Origin of the sequence: Ruoffia halotolerans, from assembly GCF_014049385.1 — a bacterium.
Taxonomy (GTDB): Bacteria; Bacillota; Bacilli; order Lactobacillales; family Aerococcaceae; genus Ruoffia; species Ruoffia halotolerans.
Genome location: NZ_JACAOA010000011.1, coordinates 65,927 through 74,948, shown reverse-complemented (window position 1 = coordinate 74,948; position 9,022 = coordinate 65,927). Strand labels below are relative to the sequence as shown.

Genomic DNA, 9,022 nt, shown 5'->3' with positions numbered 1-9,022 from the left:
TTATTTGACAAAGAGCCATTTCTTGTCAAATTATATTATGAATATTTATAATATAATTATTGAACATTTCGCGATCCATGTTTCATAATCCATTGACATTCATCCGAAGGGTTCTTTTTCCATCTTTGAATTACTATAGCAAATTTATCAGGAGATTCTTTATATAGATCATTTAAATTATTAGCAACACTTTTTTGTATATATTTATCAGGATCATTTTTCAGGTTATCTAATATTTTATAGAATTCTTCAAAATAAGTTAATCCAACATCTATTTTTTTTGCCCAAGGTAGCCTAATTCGAACACATTCACTTGCTAACCGTCTGACACGCAAATTGGTATCCCTACTCCACTCCTCAAGTAAATTTAGTGTCTCAATTGGGTATTTCTTCAAAATAGGTCTCATACAATATTCAGCTGTAAAGCACTTGGTAAGTTCTTTAGTAAAATTCGTTGTTTCTTTGAAGTAATTAGCTCCGAACAGTTCTACGTATTTACCTATTGGCCAAAGCCAGTATCCTTGAGAAAAAGTCCCCGAATTATCTTCTAATTCAGGTCCTAATACTTTACTGAAAATTGATAGCACTTTACTATATGGTAATTCCATAACTAAATTCAAATTATTTGCTAGCAATGTTTGTCTATCACCAAACTCTAATGAGTTTATCTCTGGATAAGATAATCCTTTAAATTTTTCTTTATTAAATTCAGGATAAACTTCAATAATTTTATCAGATAGGAACTCAATATAAACTAAGTCATAATATTCTTTAAGCTTTTTAGCCATTACATTTGAATCCCCTTAACAAATTGGTTATACATGATTCCATCTCTTCATTACTAATAGTATTACCGGAAGCGATATAAATTGCTAACTCATTTAATGCACCTGAAATTAAATGCGCTGAGTGATTTATATTTAAGTTATCTAAGAGATTATTTCTTCTCAGTATATCTAGTTGCTCAATTAAAGTCTTAGTAGAATTGTTATTATCCATTTCTTTCCACTTAGACCAAGGAATAACACTTGGCCCATCAATTAATAATAGCTTTACAACATCCTCTTCTGTAGCTTTTCTTACAAAAGCTATACACCCATAAACTAATTGCTCCCACGGATCATCTTCTTCTAATGCCTTCTTCTCTATATATTCCGCAACTTCTTTTTGTACCTCTTCTAATACATTAATAAAAATATCTTCTTTATTCTTATAATGATGATATAATGCTCCCCTAGTCATACCTAATGATTCTGCTATATGATTTAATGATACATTATTAAATCCATCAGATATAAACAGTTCTCTTGATTTATCTATTATTAATTTTCTTGTTTCTCTTGATGACAGCTCTTTCTTATTCATAATTATTTTTAAAAATTTCACTAGATTGAATATTTGTAATAATATCAATCATATTCTTATTTGGTGCTTCAATAATAAAGTGTCTTTGCCCAAAATCTTCACTTCTAATATCCAATAATATATTAACAGCATTGTCTTCTGAAAGTTTAGCATACAATCCATCTACATCTTTGACTTCAACATTTAAAATAATACCTTTGGATATAGTTCCATATCCTGCTGGAATAGTTTCATGGGAGTAATCTAAGATTGCTAATTCATTGTTACTTTCATCTATTAAACTTATATACCAATCACTGGTAAATGTTGGTTTAAAACCTAATTTTTCTTCATAAAACCTCGAATCTCCCTGTACATCTTTGGTTAATAGAACCGGGTAAAAGCTATCCTTTATCATAATATATACCTCCATGTTATTTATATTTTTATTATACATACATTCTGTATGTATGTAAAGTGTTATTAACTTTTATTTCTTAAAATTAAATACATCCATGAGTGTAAACAAAATGGTGTTTGAAACATTGATACAGAGGATCAACGGTTCGCTTCTCTCACCCTTGTACTGAATCCGTACGTCACTTTGTTCCTACGGCTTCAGCAACGTTTTTCGAATTGATAGGAAATTTAGTAAAAGTTAATCAAAAAAAAAAAAAAGACATCCTCCAATTGGAAGATGTCTTGAACATATAATATATAAATATTAACGTTTTGAGAATTGTGCACTCTTACGTGCTTTTTTACGTCCTGCTTTTTTACGTTCAACCATACGTGGGTCACGAGTCAGTAGACCTGCTGATTTTAATGTTGGACGGAAGTCAGGATCAACATTTAATAATGCACGAGCGATACCGTGACGGATTGCTCCTGCTTGACCTGAAACTCCACCACCGTGAACATTTACTAAAACGTCGTAGTTACCTAACGTTTCTGTAGCTGCAAATGGTTGTTTCATTACTTCGTGTAAGTGAGGGAATGGGATATATTCTTCAAGTGATTTGTTGTTAATGTTGAATACACCTGTTCCTGGCACTAAACGTACACGAGCTGATGCGTTTTTACGGCGACCTGTACCTAAGTATTCTGCTTTAGCCATTTAAATTTTCCCTCCTTAAATTAAGTTTGTGATGTCTAATACTTCTGGTTGTTGAGCAGCATGTCCATGCTCAGCACCACGATAGACGTGTAATTTAGTTAATTGTTTGCGTCCTAAACGGTTATCAGGAATCATACCTTTTACAGATAATTCGATTAAACGTTCAGGTTTGTTTTCACGTAAATCACCAGCAGTAGTAGATTTGATTCCACCTGGGTGACCTGAGTGACGGTAGTACATTTTGTCAGTTGCTTTCTTACCTGTTAATGCAACTTTTTCAGCATTGATTACGATTACGAAATCTCCAGTATCTACATGTGGTGTATAAGTTGGTTTGTTTTTACCACGTAAGATTGAAGCCACTACAGTTGATAGACGCCCTAATGGGATATCAGTTGCATCTACAACTACCCAGTTGCGTTCAGTTTCATTTTTCTTAGCCATATATGTTTGACGCACGTTATTTTCCTCCATTTATAAATCTAGTTGTTTACATTACTATTGAGTTTCCGGGGCTCTATAGTGGTGGTAAACAATACCGTCAGTTATTGTACTATGAAACACTTCAATTAGTCAAGCAAGTTCCGGCAATTATTTTAAATATTCTATGTGGTATACTACTATTAAATATTTGATTGGAGGAAGGCTTATGAAAGCAATGGATAGACGTGACCAGATCGTATCAATACTGGAAGAAGCATCGGCGCCAATAAAGGCAACAGAGTTGGCAAGTAAATTTGCAGTTAGTAGACAAATTATTGTAGGGGATATTGCCCTGCTACGGGCTCGAAATATCGAAATTATAGCGACCAATCAAGGTTACCTTCTTGCTTCAGCGATGAAAGCAGCTGCATCTGGCCGTTACCGCGGTAAGTTAGCTTGCCTTCATTCTGCCGAACAAACAGAGGAAGAACTTCAAATTATTGTTGACGCAGGTGGAGCCATTGAAGATGTTGAAGTAGAGCATCCTGTATATGGTGTCTTAAAGGCGTCACTTCAAATAAATACAGATGATGACATTCAAGAATTTATTCAGCAAATGTCGCAGCATGAAGGTGAATTGTTGAGTACTTTAACGAATGGAATTCATATCCATACCATTACAACCCCTTCAATTAAAGAATTCGAGCAAATTAAAGCGAGTTTGGAAGCTGCAGGTATCTTACTTTCGGAAAATTAAAAACCGCCTTGAGGCGGTTTTTTGTCTAATCGTGAACACTTGAAACGGTTAATTCTTCAAATTCTGCGTCTTCAATCGTTTCTGGCAGAGCTTCAATCGCTTCTAAAATATTTGCATAGCGGTTAATTAAACGTTGTTGTCGTTTGACACCACTCACGGTTGGTTCACGGTCAACTTGCTTTTGTAATTCTCTTTGTAAATCTTCTAATAAATGCTGGCGAGCCGTTGCTTCACCTTCTGGTGCATCTTCAATCATTAACATGACTTGGGCTGTACCTAAGCCTAGGATATGTCCTGCTGCCGAATTGTTTCTAGAAATTTGGTCATAAAAATTTTGTAGTTGTGCTTTTGATTTAACATTTCTCTTTTGAAAGCCAAGTTCACAAGCTAAATTTGAATTCGCTTGCCCCTCATAAGTTAATTGTTCCAATTATATATATCGCTCCTTTTGCTTGGTTTTTATCAGCTTATTAACATGATAATTTTTCAGCAATTAAATCACGATTAACGACCTCGTCGCTCGTTTCTGGTAAAGCTTCAATCGCATCAATAATTCGATCGTATTTATTGATTAGTCTTTGCTGTCTTTTTACAATGTCGGATGATGGTTCACGTTTCACTAGCTTCCCTAATTCAAATTGTAAATCTTCAAGTAAATGTTGGGTAACTGTTGGATTCTCTTCGGGTTCATCTGAAGTTAATAGAATAATATGTTCTTCATCTAGTGAGATGACATGTCCAATAGCTACCTGACTAATTGATGCCTGATCGTAAAGCTTTTGAATTTGTTTTTTGGAAAAAATAGGTTGAACTGAAAATACTTTTTCGCATGTTAAAGTCGGCTCCGTTAATGGTTCATAAGCTAATTGTGGCATGAACATCACTCCTTTTCTATATATAGTATACCCTTCTCTAATAAGAATATAAAGCATTTTGATTCAAGGGAATATTTTATTCATCTCCACCACTTTACAGGTGTCTTGACATATGGCGTCCAGTTACGATATAATGACGAAAAACTTTCCGAGGAGAATCATCATGACACAACAAAGACAAAACACCCGCGATTTAGTGATTGCAAGTTTATTAACGGCACTGGGTATCTTAATTCCTATGATTATGCCTATCAAAATTATTTTAGGCCCTGCTTCATACACACTTGGAAGTCATATCCCAATTGTTATGGCTATGTTCCGCTCACCAAAGATTGCAGCCATTGTTGCTGTTGGGACTACTTTAGGTTTCGTTGCAGCTGGCTTCCCGATCACGATTGTTCTTCGTGCCCTTTCGCATATTATTTTCGCGACAGTCGGTGCGCTATATTTGAAGAAACTATCTAACACTTTAGTAAACGTAAAGTCACGAACGCTCTTTAGTTTCTTAGTAAATTTAATTCATGCGATTGCCGAAGTGATTGTGGTTTATCTCTTAACTGCAGTTGGCGTGAGCGCGACGTCAGACAATTTTATATTTACTTTAATCATCTTAGTGGGGCTAGGAACGTTAATTCACGGGATGATTGATTTTGAAATCAGTTATCAATTTACTAAGACTCTTGAGAAACGTACGCGCTTAAATTTTGCACAAATCGAACTTTAATAAATATTTTCTGTTATAATGACCAAGAAATATATAGAAGTAGGTGAACATATGACAGATTATGATGTAATCGTTATTGGGGGCGGATCAAGCGGTTTAATGGCAACTATTAACGCCGCTCAACAAGGGACACGCACTTTATTAATCGAGAAAAATCCTAAATTAGGACGAAAATTGCTTTTATCAGGCGGCGGTCGTTGTAATGTTACGAACCGGACGACGCGTGAGGATCTAATCACACACATTCCTGGGAATGGTAAATTTTTATATAGTGCTTTAAATCAGTTTGATCAGGAAGATATTATAGCATTCTTCAATCAAGCAGGTGTGGAATTAAAAGAGGAAGATCATGGACGCATGTTCCCTGTGACTGACCGTGCCCGTACGATTTTAGATACATTAGTGGATATTATCAATGACTTAGGCGTAACAATTCGGATGAAAGATCCGGTTGATTCATTAATTTATGACCGCGAGACGAAGCGAGTAAAAGGCTTGACGACCGTTGCTGGGGAGACAATCACAGCGAATTCAATTATACTTGCTGCTGGTGGTCGCGCTTATCCAAAAACGGGCGCAACCGGAGATGCTTATGCTTGGGCAAAAAAAGCTGGCCACTCCATTGAGCGTTTATATCCAACAGAGGCGCCCCTCTTATCCGATGATCGAATTATTTCGGAAAAATTACTCCGAGGTGTGTCACTGCGCGATGTGAACGTTACAGTTTGGAATGGGCCGGTGGGTGAAAAAGCCATTGTGAATCATCAAATGGATATGATTTTTACACACTTTGGTTATTCAGGACCCGCCATTCTGCGTTGTAGTGGGCACGTGAACCAATACTTACACGCAACGGGTGAAGAGTTATGTCATTTATCGATTGACTTAGCACCAAATGAAACTTTAGAAGAGATGAAGCAAACCGCTGAAGAAGCGCGTGAAAAGCAATTAACAAATATTCTAAAACAGTGGATGCCGGAGCGAATGGCAGAAGTTGTTTGCCTTCTAGCAAATATCGATGCAACGAAACCTTATAAACAACTTGTCCACAGTGAAGTGGATGCTTTATGGGAGACAGTCAAAACCTTCCCATTAACGGCAACGGGTTCACAACCGATTGAAAAAGGCTTTGTGACTGGTGGCGGAGTGTCGACAAAAGAAGTTGATCCCAAAACAATGGAATCAAAATTCATGCAAGGCTTATTCTTCTGCGGTGAGTTATTAGATATTAACGGCTATACAGGTGGCTATAATATTACAGCTGCTTTTGTTACTGGAACGATTGCAGGTCAATATGCTGCTTGGGGAAGCTTTGCTTAAAAAATTTCACATTCAAAAAAGCGTCAGGAAGATAAACACTTCCTGACGCTTTTGCGTTGTTATGATTCATTGTATTACTCAGCAGATTCTTCAGTTGTTGATTCGTCCGCAGATGCTTCTTCTGTAGATTCTTCAGAAGTTTCTGATACTTCTCCAGATTCAACAGGTTCAATACTATTTGTTGTGTCATTATCTGTTCCAGTTGGATTTGATACGATTAACGTCCCGTTAACAATCGTTACTGTCTCTGGAATACCGTTCCACTCACGTAATTCTTCTAAAGTAATTTCGTATAATTCAGCCACTTGTTCTAAAGTTTGGCCAGGTTCTACTTCATGAGTTTCTGGATGTGGATCTGATACAACAATCATATCGCCTTCAACGACTTCGTTTGATTCTAATTCATTCCATTCCATAATTAATTGCTCAGTTGTGTTGTAATCCATTGCAATTGTATAAAGGTTTTCACCTTCCGCTACTTCATGTACGTCTGGAATTAAAGCAGGGTTAGAAACAAATAGTTCTGTACCAACTAATAGACTATCATCTTCTAAATTGTTCCAGTTACGTAAACTATCGGCTGAAATGCTATATTGCTTAGCAATACGCCATACGTTATCACCTGGTTGAACAACATGTGTTTTTGGACGTGCTGCTTCTGGTAAATCAGCTAAGTTAATTGTTCTAGTTTCGTCATCTGTTGCTTCTTCATCTTCGCTAGAAGCATCAGATTCTTGTGATGACTCTTCAGTTTTTGTTGGTGTTTCTGATGGTGAGTCTTTCTGTGATTCAGGCATTGTTTGAACCGGTCCACCTGTTGGCACCACATAAATAACGTCACCAACATCTAACCAATCAGATGTTAAGCCATTCCAAGCACGTAGTTCGTCAACGGTTACACCATATGTTAAAGCGATACTTGATAAGATATCACCTGATTGAACAATATGGGCACCATTTTGTGCATTTGCTTGTGTCCATGCTGGAGGTGCTTGATAGTCAACCGGTCCGTTAGGTACTGAAATTTTATTTCCAGCGATTAGCCAGTCAGTTCCAAGACCGTTCATAGCCATTAATTCTGAAACACTCACCCCGTAAACGGCTGCAATACCTGATAATGTATCCCCAGATTGGATTGTATACCAATTATCATAGCTTTGACCGTGATTATAACCATAGTCATAATCGTAATCATAAGCTGGTGTTGCATTTGAAGGACCATAAAGGACAAGTTGGTCACCAACGTCTATCCAAGTACTTGTTAAGCCATTCCATGCCATTAATTGATCAACTGTCACACCGTACATATAAGCGATACTTTCTAAGTATTCACCTGCAGATACTGTATGGACACCTGATTGAGCTCCAGTATAGTAACCACCGTTGTCAGTTACGCCACTACCTGATGCAGGAATTGATAAAGTCATTCCAACATCAATCCACTCACTCGTTAGGCCGTTTGCTGCCATAATATCGCCCGCTGTGACACCATATTGTCTTGCGATTCCCCATAGCCACTCACCGTTTTGGACAGTGTGTGTAGATTGAGCTATTGCCGTTGAAACTGGTGCTAACGCAATAGCGGATAATAATAGTAAAGATTTTCCTAATCTTTTAATTTTATTTAATTTCATGTCACTACGCTCCTTCTTGTTCTAATAAGACACTTCTATACCATTCTATCATCAAATTTCTAATCAATAAAGAAATTACAATCGTTTTACAAACTTGTAATTATAAAGAAACAGTTCTTATCCCTTTTATTTGTAAATTTCTCATAATTCGTTTATTTTCATTAAAAAGTTCAACTCATCTAACAAAAACTGTTTTTCCTGAAATAAATTTCCTCGGTTTAAAATCTGTATCAATAGGTTCCGCTAAACGGTACCATTTCACTAATCGACTGGACCATCCATGATTGGTAGTCCGAATGATGCCATCAGCATCTTCAATACAATATATAACATTGTGAAAGTCCAAAGCAACACCTGTATATGCATGTTCAGATAGGTGTTTTCGATTAAAACCAGCGATAAAGATATCGCCTGCTTGGATTTCATTTCGTTTGATTTCGTGTAATAAGACATTATCTAATTGAAGTAGTAAAGACATCGAACCAAGTCCCGAGCCATAAGGTAAGAAACGCCCCGCTATAAGTGCGCTAAACATAGCACTGGCACTATCGTAACTATCTGGTCCGCAGCGCTTTTCTTTAGATTTTGCATAAGTGACTTTACCTTCATGATCTAAATACCATTGTATAACTGCTGTACGACTAGCCAAAGCTTTACCTCCTTACTTCGTTTTTTAATACTTTTATAATAACATGAATTAGGTTAGTTACCACGGATTTACTATTCGCCCGTATTATAATGCCATAAGAATATTATCTTATTCTACTTTGAAAGCGGTCTATTTTTATTTACATTACCTTTACATATTCTTTACATAAATTTTATAGA

12 protein-coding genes are annotated in these 9,022 nt (G+C 36.4%); 3 read left to right on the top strand and 9 right to left on the bottom strand.

Annotated elements, in window-relative coordinates; translation table 11 throughout:
• Positions 1–56: 56 nt before the first annotated feature.
• The 5 genes from HW423_RS05705 to rplM all read right to left on the bottom strand — a co-directional run bounded on the left by HW423_RS05705 (position 57) and on the right by rplM (position 2,920).
• Complete coding sequence (locus HW423_RS05705) at positions 57–788, bottom strand: DNA alkylation repair protein (protein ID WP_218930975.1); 732 nt, start codon at positions 786–788, stop codon at positions 57–59.
• On the bottom strand, positions 781–1,365 hold the full coding sequence (locus HW423_RS05700) for a TetR/AcrR family transcriptional regulator (protein WP_218930974.1): 585 nt from the start codon (positions 1,363–1,365) through the stop codon (positions 781–783). The genes HW423_RS05705 and HW423_RS05700 overlap by 8 nt, the downstream gene beginning before the upstream one ends.
• Positions 1,358–1,762, bottom strand: coding sequence for a VOC family protein (locus HW423_RS05695; RefSeq protein ID WP_218930973.1), 405 nt, complete (start codon positions 1,760–1,762; stop codon positions 1,358–1,360). Before HW423_RS05695 ends, HW423_RS05700 begins: the two co-directional genes overlap by 8 nt.
• Before the next feature lie 306 nt (positions 1,763–2,068).
• Positions 2,069–2,461 (bottom strand): 30S ribosomal protein S9, encoded by a 393-nt coding sequence (rpsI, locus tag HW423_RS05690; RefSeq protein WP_218930972.1) that lies wholly within the window; start codon positions 2,459–2,461, stop codon positions 2,069–2,071.
• Between the two features lie 15 nt (positions 2,462–2,476).
• The gene (gene rplM, locus HW423_RS05685; protein ID WP_218930971.1) at positions 2,477–2,920 is read right to left on the bottom strand and encodes a 50S ribosomal protein L13; all 444 of its coding nucleotides are present in this window, start codon (positions 2,918–2,920) and stop codon (positions 2,477–2,479) included.
• 190 nt (positions 2,921–3,110) lie between these two features.
• Between rplM and HW423_RS05680 the strand changes: the two genes are divergently transcribed.
• Entirely contained in the window at positions 3,111–3,641 is a 531-nt protein-coding gene (locus HW423_RS05680) for a transcription repressor NadR (protein WP_218930970.1), read from the top strand.
• A 25-nt stretch (positions 3,642–3,666) separates the two neighbouring features.
• Here the strand turns inward: HW423_RS05680 and HW423_RS05675 are convergent, their stop codons facing one another.
• Positions 3,667–4,071 carry a hypothetical protein gene (locus HW423_RS05675; RefSeq protein WP_218930969.1) on the bottom strand — a complete coding sequence of 135 codons (405 nt, stop codon included), beginning with the start codon at positions 4,069–4,071 and terminating at the stop codon, positions 3,667–3,669.
• Positions 4,072–4,111: 40 nt separating this feature from the next.
• Positions 4,112–4,516: a hypothetical protein gene (locus HW423_RS05670; protein WP_218930968.1), complete on the bottom strand. Its 405-nt coding sequence runs from the start codon at positions 4,514–4,516 to the stop codon at positions 4,112–4,114.
• 163 nt (positions 4,517–4,679) lie between these two features.
• Here HW423_RS05670 and HW423_RS05665 point away from each other — a divergent pair, with 163 nt between their 5' ends.
• Together HW423_RS05665 and HW423_RS05660 are read left to right on the top strand one after the other, a co-directional pair.
• Complete coding sequence (locus HW423_RS05665; protein WP_218930967.1) at positions 4,680–5,240, top strand: ECF transporter S component; 561 nt, start codon at positions 4,680–4,682, stop codon at positions 5,238–5,240.
• Between the two features lie 51 nt (positions 5,241–5,291).
• Positions 5,292–6,560 (top strand): BaiN/RdsA family NAD(P)/FAD-dependent oxidoreductase, encoded by a 1,269-nt coding sequence (locus HW423_RS05660; protein ID WP_218930966.1) that lies wholly within the window; start codon positions 5,292–5,294, stop codon positions 6,558–6,560.
• A 74-nt stretch (positions 6,561–6,634) separates the two neighbouring features.
• Here the strand turns inward: HW423_RS05660 and HW423_RS05655 are convergent, their stop codons facing one another.
• On the bottom strand, positions 6,635–8,194 hold the full coding sequence (locus tag HW423_RS05655; protein ID WP_218930965.1) for a muramidase family protein: 1,560 nt from the start codon (positions 8,192–8,194) through the stop codon (positions 6,635–6,637).
• 175 nt (positions 8,195–8,369) lie between these two features.
• Positions 8,370–8,843 carry a peptidoglycan amidohydrolase family protein gene (locus HW423_RS05650; RefSeq protein WP_218930964.1) on the bottom strand — a complete coding sequence of 158 codons (474 nt, stop codon included), beginning with the start codon at positions 8,841–8,843 and terminating at the stop codon, positions 8,370–8,372.
• Positions 8,844–9,022: the final 179 nt, after the last annotated feature.

What these genes read in the sequence shown, in the direction of transcription:
- HW423_RS05705 (WP_218930975.1), bottom strand. Translation starts at nt 788, where the DNA reads ATGGCTAAAAAGCTTAAAGAATATTATGACTTAGTTTATATTGAGTTC.
- HW423_RS05700 (WP_218930974.1), bottom strand. Translation starts at nt 1,365, where the DNA reads ATGAATAAGAAAGAGCTGTCATCAAGAGAAACAAGAAAATTAATAATA.
- HW423_RS05695 (WP_218930973.1), bottom strand. Translation starts at nt 1,762, where the DNA reads ATGATAAAGGATAGCTTTTACCCGGTTCTATTAACCAAAGATGTACAG.
- rpsI (WP_218930972.1), bottom strand. Translation starts at nt 2,461, where the DNA reads ATGGCTAAAGCAGAATACTTAGGTACAGGTCGCCGTAAAAACGCATCA.
- HW423_RS05680 (WP_218930970.1), top strand. Translation starts at nt 3,111, where the DNA reads ATGAAAGCAATGGATAGACGTGACCAGATCGTATCAATACTGGAAGAA.
- HW423_RS05670 (WP_218930968.1), bottom strand. Translation starts at nt 4,516, where the DNA reads ATGCCACAATTAGCTTATGAACCATTAACGGAGCCGACTTTAACATGC.
- HW423_RS05665 (WP_218930967.1), top strand. Translation starts at nt 4,680, where the DNA reads ATGACACAACAAAGACAAAACACCCGCGATTTAGTGATTGCAAGTTTA.
- HW423_RS05660 (WP_218930966.1), top strand. Translation starts at nt 5,292, where the DNA reads ATGACAGATTATGATGTAATCGTTATTGGGGGCGGATCAAGCGGTTTA.
- HW423_RS05655 (WP_218930965.1), bottom strand. Translation starts at nt 8,194, where the DNA reads ATGAAATTAAATAAAATTAAAAGATTAGGAAAATCTTTACTATTATTA.